Source organism: Flavobacterium sp. W22_SRS_FK3 (genome assembly GCF_052113665.1).
GTDB lineage: Bacteria > Bacteroidota > Bacteroidia > Flavobacteriales > Flavobacteriaceae > Flavobacterium.
The window spans coordinates 170553-187024 of sequence record NZ_JBGQOF010000009.1 but is presented as its reverse complement, the minus strand read 5'-3'; the positions used below and the strand labels follow the sequence as shown (position 1 = coordinate 187024).

Below are 16472 nucleotides of genomic sequence, written 5' to 3'. Positions count from 1 at the left end.
AATTTAAAAATTACGTATCTTAGCAATTCAATATAGATGAATATACGTAAAAATTGAGAATAAAATTAAGTAGAATATGAGTGATATCATTCGGGTTGTATTAGCAGACGACCATGTTTTTGTAAGAGACGGAATCAAGTCTTTACTTGAAAATGAAGCAAATATAGAAGTTGTAGGCGAAGCAGTTGACGGTGCTGATGCGCTTTTAGTAGTTGCTTCCAATAAACCAGACTTACTTATAGTAGATATTCGCATGCCTAACTTAACTGGTATAGAGCTAGTAGAAAAACTTAGAAGCGATAATAATAACGTCAAAATTATTATGCTCTCGATGCACGAATCTGAAGAATATGTATTAAAATCTATAAAAGCCGGAGCTGATGGATATCTACTGAAAGGTTCGAGTAAAGAAGAATTCCTGAAAGCTTTGCATACTGTAGCCAATGGCGGTAAATATTTTAGCGGTGATATTTCTTCTATTTTGATAGGTCAGCTAACCAGTTCATCACCTTCTGCAGAGTCAAAACAAAATTTTGGTGAAGAAATGATGATAACAAAAAGAGAGAAAGAAATTTTGACACTTTTATTATCCGGAAAAGGAAATAAAGAAATTGCTGAAACCCTTGATATAAGTAAACGTACTGCTGAAGTACACCGTTTTAATTTAATGAAAAAATTAAAAGTCAAAAATTTAATAGAACTTTCCAATAAAGCGGTTGAATATTCTTTACTATAAAAAATACGTATAAATACTTAAATAATTTTTAAAAACTGCTAAAACGCAGTTTAAAACTACGTTTTATTACTTATTTTTACAAAAAAATATAAGTACTATGACAAATACAAATTCATTATCACAATCACACAAAATTTTGTTTTTAAACACATTGGCATTTACAGTGTGTTTTGCATGTTGGACTTTGAATGGAGTTTTAGTAACCTTTTTAGTAGATAACGGTATCTTTAACTGGAGTGTTGTTCAGGTAGGCTGGTTACTTGGGATTCCGATACTAACTGGTTCTGTGATGCGTTTGCCAATAGGAATTCTTACTGATAAATTTGGCGGTAAATACGTGTTTTCATTATTATTGTTAACTTGTTCAATCCCTTTATTTTTACTTCCTTTTGCTAATAGCTTTTTGCTTTTTGCAGTATTAAGCTTCTTTTTCGGAATGGTAGGAACAAGTTTTGCTGTAGGAATCGGATATACTTCAATTTGGTATCCAAAGGAATGGCAGGGACGTGCTCTGGGAATTTTCGGAATGGGGAATGCAGGAGCTGCCATAACTACTTTTATAGCGCCTTCATTATTAAACCATTTTTCTCTGGAAAATCCACAAAATGGCTGGAAAATCCTTCCAGTTATTTATGGAGTTTCATTAGTTGTAATTGGAGTTGCCTTTTTATTATTTGCAAAAAACAAAAAAATAGAAAACAATACTAAAAGTATTTCAGAAAGATTAGGTTCTTTAAAATCGGCACGCGTATGGCGTTTTGGAGCTTATTATTTTTTAGTTTTTGGATGTTTTGTAGCCTACTCACAATGGCTGTTGCCAAATTTCATGAACGTGTACCAAACGAGTTTGGTAATGGGTGGATTGTTTGCTACTATGTTTAGTTTGCCATCTGGTGTGATTAGGGCTTTTGGAGGATATTTATCAGATAAATATGGAGCCAGAAAAGTAATGTACTGGGTATTGATTTCGTCTGTTGTACTGAGTGCTTTATTAATGATCCCGAAAATGGAAATCAAAACAACAGGCCCCGGTGTTATGGCCACTAAAAAAGGTATAATAACTTCTGTATCAAAGGAGAACATCAAAATTGGAGATACTGATTTTGCAGTAGCTCAAAAAAAGTACGCTAAAAGCAACAACAATATTTTTCCGGTCAAATCGTCCTGGCAGGAAGTTATTGTTACTGAAAATCAAATAGTGAAGAAAAAAGAACTGCTTGCGAAAGGAGTTACATTAATTAAATTTGATGCAAATATGTGGGTTTTTCTGGTATTAGTTGTTTTAATTGGAATTTCATGGGGAATAGGAAAAGCCGCTGTTTACAAACATATTCCTGAATATTTTCCGAATGAAATTGGAGTTGTAGGCGGAATGGTAGGTATGATTGGCGGTTTAGGCGGTTTCTTTGGCCCGATTATCTTTGGATATTTATTGACAGCAACCGGAATCTGGTCAAGCTCCTGGATATTCATTTTAGCATTCTCTGTAATTTGTTTAGTTTGGATGCATTACACGATTACTAAAATCAGGAACGAAAAACAACCTGTTTTATCAAAAGTAATAGATAGAAAATAAGTTTTAAAAAAAAGACTTATATATTTAAATTAAGATAAAGTCAAAATTTATGCTATTTGTTTTTTTGACTCAAGTGTTATAATGCATAAATGAACTTTTAAAATTCGAATAAAAGATTATTTACATATAGTTATTTCTTGTTAATACATGAATTTTTAGCTAAAAAAAATATTCTTTCTTTAAAATTAACTTATATATTTTATCCTTTTCCTATTTCGGAAAAGGATATTTTTTTTTTACTTCATCAAAGCTTGTGATATGCTTTAATTAATTATATTTGAATCGATTATGAACCCCAAATTCTATCCTAATGAAACCTTTTTTAAAATTATCAATGTTAACCTTTTTTGTCACTCAAACTGGTATTGCTGAAAAATTCAATGATACTTTAATTTCAAAAAACTCAGAAATAAATTTTGCAAGAACACAAAAAAGAGGCATTAAAAAAAACAACATTATTTATTATGTTGAAAACGATCTACAAACAATATCTGCCTACAAAAGAAGCAAATTGAAATGGCAAACAAATGTAATTTCTGTTTGCGGAAAACCAAAAGTGGGAGAACCTCAAATAAGATATGTAGGGTACAATACAAATAAACTCCTTATCGTTATCGGAAAACATAATTTTGCAGAAATTGACGTAAATAGTGGTATAACAACACTTGTTGGTTAAGATTAAAAGGTCTAAGCGATATTTTAATCTAAATCGCATATAGCATTTTATCTAATGTAAACCATAACTTGAAATTGCAATATCGTGTTTAGGAAACGGACATAATTTATTCTGTCTTATAACTTGATATTCCCTTAATTTCTATATGAAAATTCTGAAAAATCAAATTTGCCGGTGACATAAATTACCAGCCTATATTATTTGGTATGTTGAAAATCCGCACATAGGGTTAGACGTTTTCTATTATAGATATTGTCAGTTTCAACTGTCAATTGCCATAGTCCGATTTTTCAAAATATTTTACAAATAACTGTTACTGAAGGAAAGTTGATTTTACTTTATTTGTGGTTTGACCAAAATCCAGAAGATAAATATGGTAATATGTTACCCAAGTTTGGAAAATCATCAATTAGTATGAAAGACTTATTTCTGAAAATAAATCTATATTTTTAAATCTTTTTTAGCGGTATTTTAACACAAAAAGTTTTATGTTCTAAAAACTTTAATTTGTGTTTTCGTCGAGCAAAAAACATTTTGATTTTAATTCTGTAGTATTAAAATTTTAGAAAATTGCACAGAATAGCTTTACTAATGCCTTGACCAAATATTAATTATTAAAAATTTTTTATTAAAAATTAAAAATGGCAAAATCAAAAACAATTGTATTAGTACATGGTATGTTCGTGAATAATAACAGCTGGTCTGAATGGGAAGCTTATTTTCAACAAAAAGGATATACTGTGTATGCGCCTCCACACCCCGGGCATGAAGGAGACCCATATAGACTTAGAAAAACTCTTCATCCAGGACTAGTTGAAACCGGTTTCATTGATGTCGTAACCAGAATGGCACGATTTATTGACAGATTACCGGAAAAACCACTTGTTATCGGACATTCAATGGCTGGACTTGTAGTGCAAAAACTTCTGGATCTTGATAAAGTTCACGCTGCAGTAAGTATCAACGGAGCACCACCAAGAAATGTTATTCCTCCACTAACTACTCTAAAAATTGTTTGGCCAGCCGTGAATTTTTTTTCCAGAAAACGTTATTATTTAGGAAGCAGAGAATGGTATAATAGAGCATTCTTTAATACACTTCAAAAATCAGAACAAGACAAAGCATATGATTTGCTCGCTGTTCCTGAAAGCAGAAAAATAGGAAGACAAACACTATTAAGGTCTTTTTCTAATGCAGATTTCAAAAAACCACATCACCCTATTTTATTTATTGGAGGAGGAAAAGACAGTATATTTCCACCTGAATTAACTAAAAAAATTGCCAGTAAATACAAAGATTCCGAAAGTAAAGTTGATGTGAAGATTTTTGACGATAAAAGCCATTACATCTGTGGTGAAAAAGGCTGGGAAGAAGTTGCTGATTACATCTTGGATTGGTATGAAAACCTATAAAATTCAAAAACAGTAGAGACGCACCTTTATGCGTCTCTACTCTACAAGTCAACTGAAGGTCAAATTAATTTTTATATACCATTCCCATATCTTCAATTGAGAACTTATCTGTCAATAAATGTAATAACCGGTCTCTTAAGGCAATATATTCAGGCATTTTTACAATTTCGATTTTATTGCGCGGCCTTGGTAAATTTACTCTTACAATTTCTTTGAGAGTAGAGGCTGGGCCATTATTTAAAACCACAATTCTGTCTGATAAAAATAAAGCTTCTTCGATATCATGCGTAATCATTACAATGGTTTTTTGGCGGTTGCTTAAGTTCCATAATTTTAAAACTTCCAATTGCATCGAGCCTTTTGTAAGGGCGTCTAAAGCACCAAACGGTTCGTCCAAAAGCAATACTCCCGGATTTATGGCAAATGCTCTCGCAATGGCAACACGCTGTTTCATTCCGCCTGAAAGCTGTCCCGGCAGTTTATTTTTGTGTTCAAATAAATTCACCATTTTAAGATTCTGGATCACAATTTCATGTTTTTCTTTTTTAGAACAATTCATTACCGAATCAACTGCCTGAAAAATATTTTCTTCAACACTCATCCATGGCAAAAGTGAATAATTTTGAAAAACGATTCCGCGATCCGGCCCAGGACCTTTTATTTTTTCATTGGCTAATTCAACTGTTCCTCCGGTTGGGGTTAACATGCCGCCAATGGCATTCATAATAGTTGATTTTCCGCAACCAGAATGCCCGATGATGGAGATTATTTCTCCTTTTTGAATAGACAAATTAATATCCTGAACTGCTGTATATTTTCCTTTTGAGGTTGGAAATGATATTTCTAAATTTTTTATTTCTAAATAACTCATGATGTTTTAGTTTAGATTATTGATTTTTTTAAAGTTTAAGATTTTAAAAATTAGAATCTTAGCGACTCAAAACCTTTTTATTACGCTTTATAAGCCACTTTACTTTCAATAAAAGTGAATAATTTGTCGAAAAGAAGTCCCACAATTCCAATGATGATAATGGCCGAAATTACTTTTTCTAAACTGAGGGCATTCCAGCTGTCCCATACAAAAAATCCGATTCCTGCACCACCCGAAAGCATTTCTCCTGCAACAATTACCAGCCAGGCAACACTAATGCTTAAACGTAATCCGGTAATAATATGAGGTAAACTATACGGAATTAAAATTTTGGTTAAATAACGTATTTTCGAAAATCCAAATGCTTTTGCGACATTTTTATGATCCTGTGGAATCGAAGCCACTCCAAAAGAAGTATTAATTAACGTAGACCATAATGATGTAACGAAAACAATAAAAATAGTTGCCATTCCGGTATCTTTGAAAACCACCAATCCGATTGGAAACCACGCTAATGGTGAAACTGGTTTTAAAAGCTGTACAATTGGGTAAAAAATTTGTTTGCAAATGCTGCTCGCTCCCATCAAAATCCCAATAGGGATCGCAATTAAGGATCCTAATAAAAAACCAAATAAAACGGTTTTTATTGAGTTGAATAATTGCAACCCTATCCCTTTGTTATTAGGGCCATAATCATAAAGAGGATCACTCAGCATTTCTTTTAAAACGGTAAAAGTGGCTAAAGGCCCAGGTAGCGCATCTTTGGTATAAATACTGAGTAAACTCCAAAAGCCTATAAAAACAAGTAGTCCAATTGCAGCTAAAACATTAGATTTTAGTTTTACTGCAAATTGACCGATGATTAATTTAAGCTTCTCACTTTTTACTGAATCATTAATAGTTTCCGAAGTCAAAACCTCAGCCTGACTGGTAATATCATTTAATGTTAAGGTATCTTTTTCTGACATGGCATTGTGATTTAAAATTTAAAAATATATTTATGAATATCTGTATGACGTTATTTTTACCACAGATTAAAATGATTTTCCCGAATTGAAGAGCTTTAGTAGGTTTAAAGAACAATCCATTCTGTCATTAAATCTTTGGCGCAATAACTCAGTGAGCACTTTATCTTTTAACTACTTTTAAATAAGCTGCTGGATTCGAAGGATCAAAAACCGTTTTATCCATAGTTAGGGAGAAAGGTTTCATGTCATCATTTGGCAGTTTTACCTTCATACTTTTTGCAACTTGTTCGTATAAATCCTGTAAGATCAATTTGTCAGCAATTGCTTTATAATCAGGCGCCTCTTTTAAATATCCGAATCGCACAAACTGAGCCATTGCCCAGATAGCATGAGATTTGCGCGGATAATTTACCATTCCGCCTTTGTAAAACAACATATAATCTTTAGCATAAACCTGCGTTCCCTGATTACAGCCTAAATCGTAATTCCCCATTAATCTGTTTTCAATAACATCTGCAGGAGCGTTAACATAAGGTGCCTTTCCAATTATTCCGGCTGCTTTTTTACGATTGGCCGGATTGTCTAGCCAGATACAGGCTTCTAAAACTGCTTTCATTACTTTTACAAGATCTGTTCTGCGTTTTTCACTGAATTCTTTATTGACAACCAAAGCTTTTTCAGGGTGATCTTTCCAAATGTCCTGAGAAGCAACTTGTGTAAAACCAACTCCCTGTTTTACAGCAACTCCGCCCCAAGGCTCTCCAACACAAAATCCATCCATGTTGCCAACCTTCATATTGGCAACCATTTGCGGAGGTGGAATTGTGATAATTTTAGATGTTTTTTGACTCACACCTGCAATTGCCATCCAGTTACGCAGCCACAAATCATGTGTTCCTCCCGGGAAAGTCATGGCGAAAGTCACTTCTCTCTCGGCTTTTAATTTTGCAGCCACAACCGGTGCAACTTTATTCATTTGCTTAAAACCAACTTTTCCACAAAAATCTTTTGAAAGTGTAATCGCCTGACCATTTATATTTAGCATCATGGCGATTTTCATTTCAGAACCTGCTTTTCCTCCTACCCCTGTGTACACCGAAAATGGCATTGAATACAAACAGTGCGCTCCGTCTAATTCTCCGGTTAAAATTTTATCACGAACATTTGCCCATGAAGACTCTTTGGTTACAACGACTTCAACACCATATTTTTTAAACAATCCCAATTCTTTTGCCATTACGATTGGTGAGCAATCCGTAAGTGGAATAAATCCTAATTTTACAGGTTCTTTCTGAGCTGATATTTCCGAAAAGGAAGCTATTATAATTACTGCTAAAATCAGTATAGTTTTTGTGAATGCGTTTATCTTTCTCATTTTAAATAGATTTAAATGTTATGTAGAATTTATTTTTTGGCTAGGAAATTTGGTTTGATGTTTAGCATTACATAAGCAAATTGTGGTGTTAAATCTGCATTTAGAACATTTTTAACCGGTGCAGAAGCCATTGAATTTGTTGCTTTCATGATAGAATAACCAGCTTCAAAATTGATGATTTTTGTTAGATTGTATCTTACCATCAAATCAACTTCGGTACCTAAATAAGAGTTTAATTTTCCTCCAGTCCCATTAGCTATTTTGTTTGCCGATTCAAAACCGTGAACATCCAAAAAGAAACTCAGATTGTCTTTGGCATTGTATTTCATTTTAAAGAAATAATTTAGTAAACCTTGTTTTCCGAATCCATTCGCTGCATAAAAATAATCCATGCCGCCCCAGAATTTATGAGGTGTTCCATAAAGTGGATCAAAACGATTATTATCAGAAGTAGTAGTTACTATTTTTGTTCCGTCATCACCAGATAAATAATCTAATCCAGGACCGATGAATAATTTTCTTCCAATTTGTAAAGTAGAAGTAATAGAAGCCATGTTGGCACTTAAAGATCTTCCGTCTTTATCATCACCTCCCTGATGATAGAAACTTCCCATAAAATTTAATTTTCGGGTGGCATTTACGTTATAGTAAATCCCGGTTGTGTTTCTGCTCCAAACGCCTTCGCCATTTACTTTTGTAGTTACGGCTGGAGTTCCTGAAGTAACCATGGTATATTTGTTAAAATCATCCTTAAAGAATAGAAAAGACAAATCACCAAAGAAGAATTTTTTGCCTACATACGCATATTGAAAAGATTTATATAAGGTTCCAATTCCGTTTGTTCCTGCTCCATATGCCGGATTGGTACCATTGTAAACTGTTCCAGTATTATTTTCCTTATTTTGGTTAAATGCTGCTCCAATATCTGCAGTCCAGCCTTTGTTGGCATATTTCAGTATAATTGCATCGTGGCGTCTTCCTTGTTGTAACCAATCTAAACTTCCCAGGACTTTCTGATCATCATAAGCAATTTCCTGACGTCCTGCTTTTACAGATAAATTCTGAATCGTACTTAGTGTATCTACTAATGAAATTTCTGCCCAGGCTTCGTGTACTAAAATTCCGTTATTAGCTTCGGTAGTAGTTCTGTTGATAGATGAAGCATCCTGACCCCATACCCGAACATCCTGTAATGAAGTGTAAATTTTAAAACGATATCCGGTATATCCCACAGACAATCTTGTTCTTTGACTTGTAAATAAAGCTGCTTTGTCTCCATCTTGTTGCAGTGTTCCTTGGCCAGCGCGCATTTCAACACGATCTCTTAACTGACCTGTAAGTGTAAATTGTGCTTTTGATTCAAATTTCCCTAAACAAGTTATAGCAACTCCCAGTAAAATTTTTTTTGAAAGTGCTGTATTAAAAAGGCTTTTCTTTTTATGGGTGTGATTTTTTAATATTGGATTGGTTAATGTAGACATGGTTATTTGTTTTGATTAGTATGAAGCAAACTTACATACGTATTAATACTTAATTTGTATATTTTAACCATATTAAAACATTTTTTTTCAGCTTAAAAAAGCGTTTAAAAATCAATTTAAATCCTGCGTTTTCACATAAATTGGATTTTAAGCCCAATAAAATAAGGGAATTGGCAATTAAGTATTATAACTTAATTGGTAAATTAAGAAGTAGGTATTTAATTTTTAAAAGTAAAGAGATAGAAAATAAAATGTAGAGAGCGATGATTTTCTGATGGAAAGAAGAAAAGAAATCTGAAAGTTGAAAACTATATTTGGAAATACTTATGTTCCATAATTTCCGATTGTAATTTGGGCAAATCCAATAAACCAATTCTTTTGCCTACGGTTTTAATAAGTGCTTCTTTTTTAAGACTGGAAAGTACACGTATGGCTTGTTCTTCTGTTGTTCCGGCGAAATCGGCGATTTCTTTTCGGGAAAGTTCAATTTCTATTAAACCATTCTTCTGGCCAAATTTACGGTGAATGTATAAAAGTAAATCAATCACGCGCTCACGTACATTCATGTGGGCAATTTTTCGAATATTGTTCTCGCTTTTGTTTAATTCATCAGCATAAAATAACATCAAAGCATAAGTAAATTCCGGTACATTCTTAAGGATGTCCAGCATGGCTTCATTACTAAAATTGCATAAAACAGTATCTTCCAAAGCATAAGCTCCTATTAAGTATCGTTTGCTGGCTCCAAAACCACGAAATCCAATAGTATCGCCATTTTTGGTTAGCCGCACAATTTGTTCACGTCCGTTAATACCTGTTTTTACCGTTTTTACTTTTCCCTTGCAGATAAAATAAAGTCCCTGAATAGGAGCGCCTTCAATAATAAATTGCTGTGATTTTTTGCAGGTAAAACTCTGTTTTTTAGAAACATATTGTTTCATCTTCTCTAAATGCAGGTGCTTTTTAATGAAACAGTTTTCGTTTTTACAGGTATAACAAATGGCCAATTCTTCTTTCATGGGATTAATTTATTTAGCTATTTAGTTCATAGTAATTTGTAAACAGTGATGAGTTTTAACTCGCTAAATAATAATTAAGTCTTTTTTATTGAATCTAATTTTTGCTTTAAAGCTAATTACTAATGACTTTTCACTACTTACTATATCCAAACGAATCGCGGCTACTTATTTATTCTGATTCAAAAATATAAAAATAAATTGATAAAATACGTATTTATACGTAAAAATACTTATTTTTGTATAACTTTAAATAAGTGCTTTGTCTTAAAGACTTTTAAAGGATCATCATTTTAGTATCTAAAACCTGGCTGTAATGCAAAACACAAAAATCAAAACTACCTGTTCCTATTGTGGCGTTGGCTGTGGAATAATCGTTACGAATGATGCGAAAAATGGTGTAATGGTTGAAGGAGACAAAGAGCACCCAGTAAACAAAGGGATGTTGTGTTCTAAAGGAAGAAATTTGCATTATGTGGTAAACGATAATTCAGACCGGATTTTGTATCCTGAAATGCGAGGAAGCAAAACGTATCCTCTGGAGCGTGTAAGCTGGGACGCCGCTATTGAGCGTGCTGCAGCCGTTTTTTCTTCTATTATAAAAAAACATGGACCGGATAGTGTTGGCTTTTATATTTCAGGCCAATGTTTAACCGAAGAATATTATTTAGTCAACAAATTAGTAAAAGGTTTTTTAAAAACAAATAATATAGATACCAATTCAAGACTTTGCATGAGTTCTGCTGTGGTTGGTTATAAAAAAACATTTGGCGAGGATTCTGTTCCAATTGCCTACGACGATATTGAACTAGCAGATACGTTTTTAATTACGGGCGCAAATCCTGCCTGGTGTCATCCCATTTTATTTAGAAGACTTGAAAAACATAAAGAGAACAACCCCAAAGTAAAAATTATTGTTGTCGATCCAAGAAGAACAGACACGGCTGCTTTTGCCGATTTGCATTTACAGATTATGCCGGGTTCTGATATTATTTTATATCATGCAATGGCTAAACGAATGATCGAAAAAGGATATGCCGATCACGATTTCGTTAAAAATCATGCTGAAAATTTTAAAGAATATAAAGATTTAGTTTTAAGAACTTCATTAGAAAAAGCTTCAAAATTATGCGGGATTTCCGTAAGCGATATTAAACTTGCTGCAGATATTATCGGAAAAGCTAAAGGATTCATTTCGTTATGGGCAATGGGATTAAATCAAAGTGCCGTGGGAGTAGATAAAAATACGGCTTTGTTGAATTTGTCTTTATTAACCGGGCAAGTAGGAAAGCCTGGTTCAGGGCCTTTTTCGCTAACAGGACAGCCTAATGCAATGGGAGGAAGAGAAGTTGGAGGAATGGCCAGTTTGTTGGCAGCTCATAAAGATTTGGCCAATCCGGAACACCGAAAAGAAGTGGCTGATTTTTGGGGCGTTGACGCTATATCAGATAAACCCGGTTTGACCGCAACTGAAATGTTCGAAGCACTGGAATCCGGTAAAATGAAAGCCGTTTGGATAATCTGTACCAATCCGTTAGTAAGTTTACCTGATTCCCGTCGTATCGAAAAAGCACTGCAAAATGCAAAATTTGTGGTTGTTCAGGATATTTCACATAATGCAGATACGGCTAAATATGCCGATTTATTGTTACCTGCAGCAGGATGGCTTGAAAAAGATGGTACGATGACCAACTCTGAGCGCCGTATTTCGTATTTGCCAAAAGCAATAAATGCTCCTGGGGAAGCACTTCCGGATATTGAAATCCTGATTCGTTTTGCTAAAAAAATGAATTTTAGCGGTTTCAATTTCAACAATGCCGAAGAAATTTACAAAGAGCATTGCGCACTGACCAAAAATACTAATATTGATATTTCATTTTTAAATTATAACCGATTAAAAACCGAAGGCACTTTTCAATGGCCGGTTCCTGATTACGGACATCCCGGAACCCCTCGTCTTTTTACAGATAAAAAATTCTATACACCATCACAAAAAGCGATTTTTAATTTACCAGCATCTATTGAAAACACTTCTGAACTGCCTTCTCCTCAATTTCCATTTATTCTTACTACAGGAAGGGTTCGTGATCAATGGCATACCATGACAAAAACCGGAAAAGTATCGCGATTGATGACACATACACCAAGTCCGGTTCTTGAAATTAATCCGATTGATGCTTTTAAATCAGATATTAAAGATGGCGATATAGTAATTGTAACCAGTAAAAACGGAGAAGTTCGTGTAAAAGCAAAAGTAACAGATTCGATTAAAGAAAAAGTAGTTTTTCTGCCTATGCACTGGGGAAAACAACTTGAAAATGATTTGAACAGAACCAATAATTTAACCAATACTTTAGTTGATCCAATTTCAAAAGAACCCGATTTCAAATATACTACCGTTTCGATTACCAAATATGTAAAACCTTTTCAGAAAATTGCGATTGTGGGAGCAGGTGCAGCATCTTTTCGTTTCATTCAAAATTATCGAGAATTTAATTCTACCGATGAAATTATTGTTTTTTCAAATGAAATAAATCCGTTTTACAATCGTGTATTGCTTCCAGAATATATGACAGGCGAATTTTCGTGGCACCAATTATTAAAAGTGAAGAATGGTGAAGCATTAAACAAGTTAAAAATTACCATGAAAGCAGGTGTTGCTGTTAGCAAAATAAATGCTGCCGAAAAAACAATTATAGATACTTTAGGCGATACACATCGTTTTGATTCCTTGATTTTAGCTACCGGGAGTCGTCCTTTTGTACCTGAAAATGCGCAATTACATTTGCCTGGACGTTTTACAGTGAGACGAAAAGAAGATGCCGATCGTTTAAAAGCACACCTTGACAACACTAATTTACCTCCTGAAGATCAACATGTGGTGATCGTTGGAGGTGGATTGTTAGGATTAGAATTGGCAGCGGCCTTGAAACATAAAAAAATAAAAATTACCATAATCCAAAGAGCTTCAAGGTTAATGGAACGCCAGTTGGATCGCGTTTCCTGTAAATTATTGGCAGAAGAAGTTCAGCTTCGTGACATTCAGATTTATTTTGATAATGAAGTCAGTACCGTTTTTGAAACAGATAATGATAATGAACTTGAAATAGCACTAAAAAGCGGGCGTATCATTACCGCAAATGCTATTGTATATACGATTGGAACTATTCCAAATATTGAAATTGCAAGAGAAACAGGTCTTGCCTGCGGTCGCGGAGTAAAAGTAAATCAGTATTTACAATCGTCAAATCCTGATATTTATGCCATTGGAGAAATAGCCGAATTCAACAACCAGTTATTCGGAATTACATCTGCGGCAGAAGAACAAGCAGATATTCTGGCTAACTTTTTAGCAGGCGATATCAGTAGTTACTATAAAGGTTCGGTTTTAATGAATATCCTGAAACTGGAAGACATTAATTTGTGCAGCATCGGAGAAGTTGAAATTCCGGAAAATGATGATTCGTATGAAGAAATTGTTTTTGCCGATTTGAAACAGCGTTATTACAAAAAATGCATTGTTAAAAATGATTTATTGGTTGGGGCTATTTTAATGGGTGACAAAAATGAGTTTGCTGAGTTTAAAACGATGATAGAAAGCAAGATCGAATTGTCAGACAAACGAAACTCATTGCTTAGAGGAAGTTCAAATGCAAAGCCGGTTCTGGGGAAATTAGTTTGCTCCTGCAGTCAGGTTGGGTCAGGAAACATCGAAGAAACTATTAAAAGCGGTGTAAGCAATTTTACTGATTTATGTAAAAATACGGGAGCCGGATTAGGCTGCGGAAGTTGTAAAACGGAGGTTAAAGAGATACTGGCAAAGTGTAAATAGTTTTCAGTCTCAGTTTTCAGTGCTATAATTTACTAAAAACTACTGTGACTGTGACTGAAAACTGAAAACTAAAAGAATATGGAGTTAACGAGATTAATAGTAAAAGGAGGCGTTATTTCGCCAGGAGAACTTAGAGAAGTGGTCAATATGGCTGCGGATCAGGGTTTAGATTCAATTTCTTTTGGTTCAAGACAGGACATTATTTTCCCTAAAGGCTTTAAAGCTTTGGACAAGGAAAAAATGGGAAAACATTATTTTATTTTTCCAGATCAAAAAAGCGGTAACAATATCGTTTCTTCTTATGTATCAACAGATATTTTTAGAAATACCAATTGGCTTACAGGAAATAAGTTTTTATATATTTTAGAACAATTTAAAGAACAGCCAAAACTCAAAATAAACATAAATGATCCTAAGCAACAACTAGTTCCATTATTTACAGGGCATCTTAATTTTATTGCTTCTGAACATGAAGATTATTGGTATTTGTACATTCGATTACCAAAATGGCAGCGTATGGAAGTCTATCCTGTACTGATTTACAGTTGGGATATTGCGACTTTTTACTACGAAATTGAACGTATTGTTTGTGAAGAATCATGCGGAATTGATATGATTTTTAGCTTGGTCAGCGAAGCTTTGGATACCAACAACAGAACTATTGACAAGCCTTTAAATATTCCATTTTATCCTTTTCCTTATTATGAAGGAATGAATAAATTGGGAATCGATCAATATTGGCTCGGTCTGTATTGGAGAAACAATCTCTATGACTTAGAGTTTCTAAAAGAAATGTGTGACTTGTGTTTCGATTGCAAAATTGGTAAAATATGCATCACCACATGGAAATCATTTATAATAAAAGGAATTCCGAAAGACAGAAAACTGGAATGGGAGAAGTTTTTAGGAAAAAAAGGAATTAATGTGCGTCACTCGCTTTTAGAACTAAATTGGCACCTGCCTGTGGCAATGGAATGGGCGCTAAACCTTAAAACCTTTTTAGTAAGAACACTTGATCAATTTGACATCAGTACTTATGGATTAACTTTCGGAATATCAGAATACAATCGTGACGGTCATTATTTTACATCAATCGTAGTCGAAAAAAATGAATTACCTAAAGATCTGGAATCGATTAAAATTCGTGATACATACAATGTTTTATTTGCGAAGAATTTTGACCCAAACACCCGCGAATATATTGTGCACTCCCAAGATATTGACAAACTGGAACTGCCCACGATTTTGATTGAATTGAGTCGAAAATACTTTGAGGAATTAGGGAATTCAATTCCTGAAACAATCGAAAATAATCAGAAAAAAGAAAAATCTAAATTGGATATTTATCAATGTCAGGAATGTTTAACTACATATAATCCTGAGTATGGTGATGAAAGCCAAAAAATTCCAAAAGGCATTTTATTTACAAACTTGGCCGAAACCTATTGCTGTTCCTTATGCGAAGCGCCAAAAAGCAATTTCAGGATTTTAGAATCCATTACTGCATAGATTTAAAGCAAATATTTCAAACCATATAAGTAATGTAAGAAATATAAGTTTTACTTTTTTTACATTAAGCGAAGTCGAAATGTGACTACTACATGCAGCCCAAAACTTCAATGAACCTACATTGCTTATGTTTTTAATTTTTTAATTCCCGAAAAGCCGTCGGAGAAACTCCCGTTTGTTTTTTAAAAACTCTTGAAAAATAAGAGTAATCATCATATCCCATTGCCGATGCAATTTCGTTTACAGCCAGTTGTCTGTCAATTAACATTCGCTTAATTTCCAAAATAACCCGATTCATAATAACTTCCGAAGTTGTTTTTTGCAAAATTTCATTGCAAATTCTGTTCAGATGTTTTAGGGTAATATTTAACTTATCAGCATAAAAAACAGCAGATTTTTCAGTTTTGAAATGCAGCTCCAGAAGCTTTTCAAATGTATTGATTTTGATATTGTACGAATGCGTCTGATGCGAATAAGCTTCACTGTACTTTCGGGCAATTTCAATATGAATGCAATCCAGTAGATTCAGCATTTTGTCCAGTTGAAAATTATTGTGGTGTTTATTTTCTTGTGTCAATAATTTAAACAAAGGCAAAATATTTAATATTTCTTCTGTTTCAAAAAATATTTCCGGTCTATTATAAATCGAATGATAAAAGTTATAATCATTGATTTTTTTCTGTCTGAAATATAAATTATAAAGCTCCTGCGAAAAGATAATCACAAAACCTTCAATGTCTTCAGATAGACTCCAATGATGCATTTGCCCTGGCTGCAGCACAAATAGGCTTCCTTTTTTAATTTCAAAGCGGTCAAAATCGATTTCATGAATTCCGGAACCATCTGTAAAAAAGACCATCAAATACGAATCATGCCGGTGAGGCTCTTCGATAAAACTGTGGCTTTTTAAATGTTCCTTAAAATTGTTCGCATAAAAATCACGATGAATGTCATTACAGCTAAAATTCTGAACACTATAAACCGGATATTTTTTCATACACAGAAAATATTTATTTTTTC

12 protein-coding genes are annotated in these 16472 nt (G+C 33.7%); 6 read left to right on the top strand and 6 right to left on the bottom strand.

Going from position 1 to position 16472, the window contains the following annotated elements; genetic code table 11:
• Positions 1-76: 76 nt before the first annotated feature.
• From ACEN2I_RS11140 to ACEN2I_RS11125, 4 genes are all read left to right on the top strand, one after another.
• Positions 77-736: a response regulator gene (locus ACEN2I_RS11140; RefSeq protein ID WP_441766178.1), complete on the top strand. Its 660-nt coding sequence runs from the start codon at positions 77-79 to the stop codon at positions 734-736.
• 97 nt (positions 737-833) lie between these two features.
• Entirely contained in the window at positions 834-2312 is a 1479-nt protein-coding gene (locus tag ACEN2I_RS11135; RefSeq protein ID WP_441766177.1) for an MFS transporter, read from the top strand.
• Between the two features lie 310 nt (positions 2313-2622).
• A complete protein-coding gene (locus ACEN2I_RS11130) occupies positions 2623-2988 on the top strand; it encodes a hypothetical protein (RefSeq protein WP_441766176.1) in 366 nt (121 codons plus the stop codon).
• A 641-nt stretch (positions 2989-3629) separates the two neighbouring features.
• Positions 3630-4400, top strand: coding sequence for an alpha/beta hydrolase (locus tag ACEN2I_RS11125; protein WP_441766175.1), 771 nt, complete (start codon positions 3630-3632; stop codon positions 4398-4400).
• A gap of 64 nt (positions 4401-4464) precedes the next feature.
• On the opposite strand, the gene ACEN2I_RS11120 is transcribed toward ACEN2I_RS11125, so the two are convergent.
• The 5 genes from ACEN2I_RS11120 to ACEN2I_RS11100 all read right to left on the bottom strand — a co-directional run bounded on the left by ACEN2I_RS11120 (position 4465) and on the right by ACEN2I_RS11100 (position 10114).
• Positions 4465-5271 carry an ABC transporter ATP-binding protein gene (locus ACEN2I_RS11120; protein ID WP_441766174.1) on the bottom strand — a complete coding sequence of 269 codons (807 nt, stop codon included), beginning with the start codon at positions 5269-5271 and terminating at the stop codon, positions 4465-4467.
• Between the two features lie 80 nt (positions 5272-5351).
• On the bottom strand, positions 5352-6239 hold the full coding sequence (gene ntrB, locus ACEN2I_RS11115) for a nitrate ABC transporter permease (protein ID WP_441766173.1): 888 nt from the start codon (positions 6237-6239) through the stop codon (positions 5352-5354).
• Between the two features lie 160 nt (positions 6240-6399).
• Positions 6400-7614 (bottom strand): CmpA/NrtA family ABC transporter substrate-binding protein, encoded by a 1215-nt coding sequence (locus tag ACEN2I_RS11110; protein WP_441766172.1) that lies wholly within the window; start codon positions 7612-7614, stop codon positions 6400-6402.
• 29 nt (positions 7615-7643) lie between these two features.
• Entirely contained in the window at positions 7644-9095 is a 1452-nt protein-coding gene (locus ACEN2I_RS11105; RefSeq protein ID WP_441766171.1) for an alginate export family protein, read from the bottom strand.
• 308 nt (positions 9096-9403) lie between these two features.
• Entirely contained in the window at positions 9404-10114 is a 711-nt protein-coding gene (locus ACEN2I_RS11100) for a Crp/Fnr family transcriptional regulator (protein WP_441766170.1), read from the bottom strand.
• Positions 10115-10427: 313 nt separating this feature from the next.
• On the opposite strand from ACEN2I_RS11100, the gene ACEN2I_RS11095 reads away from it, so the two are divergent.
• Positions 10428-13943 carry a molybdopterin-dependent oxidoreductase gene (locus ACEN2I_RS11095; RefSeq protein WP_441766169.1) on the top strand — a complete coding sequence of 1172 codons (3516 nt, stop codon included), beginning with the start codon at positions 10428-10430 and terminating at the stop codon, positions 13941-13943.
• A 78-nt stretch (positions 13944-14021) separates the two neighbouring features.
• Positions 14022-15452 (top strand): rubredoxin, encoded by a 1431-nt coding sequence (locus ACEN2I_RS11090; protein ID WP_441766168.1) that lies wholly within the window; start codon positions 14022-14024, stop codon positions 15450-15452.
• Positions 15453-15585: 133 nt separating this feature from the next.
• On the opposite strand, the gene ACEN2I_RS11085 is transcribed toward ACEN2I_RS11090, so the two are convergent.
• A complete protein-coding gene (locus ACEN2I_RS11085; protein WP_441766167.1) occupies positions 15586-16449 on the bottom strand; it encodes a helix-turn-helix domain-containing protein in 864 nt (287 codons plus the stop codon).
• Positions 16450-16472: the final 23 nt, after the last annotated feature.

What these genes read in the sequence shown, in the direction of transcription:
- ACEN2I_RS11140 (WP_441766178.1), top strand. Translation starts at nt 77, where the DNA reads ATGAGTGATATCATTCGGGTTGTATTAGCAGACGACCATGTTTTTGTA.
- ACEN2I_RS11135 (WP_441766177.1), top strand. Translation starts at nt 834, where the DNA reads ATGACAAATACAAATTCATTATCACAATCACACAAAATTTTGTTTTTA.
- ACEN2I_RS11130 (WP_441766176.1), top strand. Translation starts at nt 2,623, where the DNA reads ATGAAACCTTTTTTAAAATTATCAATGTTAACCTTTTTTGTCACTCAA.
- ACEN2I_RS11125 (WP_441766175.1), top strand. Translation starts at nt 3,630, where the DNA reads ATGGCAAAATCAAAAACAATTGTATTAGTACATGGTATGTTCGTGAAT.
- ACEN2I_RS11120 (WP_441766174.1), bottom strand. Translation starts at nt 5,271, where the DNA reads ATGAGTTATTTAGAAATAAAAAATTTAGAAATATCATTTCCAACCTCA.
- ntrB (WP_441766173.1), bottom strand. Translation starts at nt 6,239, where the DNA reads ATGTCAGAAAAAGATACCTTAACATTAAATGATATTACCAGTCAGGCT.
- ACEN2I_RS11110 (WP_441766172.1), bottom strand. Translation starts at nt 7,614, where the DNA reads ATGAGAAAGATAAACGCATTCACAAAAACTATACTGATTTTAGCAGTA.
- ACEN2I_RS11105 (WP_441766171.1), bottom strand. Translation starts at nt 9,095, where the DNA reads ATGTCTACATTAACCAATCCAATATTAAAAAATCACACCCATAAAAAG.
- ACEN2I_RS11100 (WP_441766170.1), bottom strand. Translation starts at nt 10,114, where the DNA reads ATGAAAGAAGAATTGGCCATTTGTTATACCTGTAAAAACGAAAACTGT.
- ACEN2I_RS11095 (WP_441766169.1), top strand. Translation starts at nt 10,428, where the DNA reads ATGCAAAACACAAAAATCAAAACTACCTGTTCCTATTGTGGCGTTGGC.
- ACEN2I_RS11090 (WP_441766168.1), top strand. Translation starts at nt 14,022, where the DNA reads ATGGAGTTAACGAGATTAATAGTAAAAGGAGGCGTTATTTCGCCAGGA.
- ACEN2I_RS11085 (WP_441766167.1), bottom strand. Translation starts at nt 16,449, where the DNA reads ATGAAAAAATATCCGGTTTATAGTGTTCAGAATTTTAGCTGTAATGAC.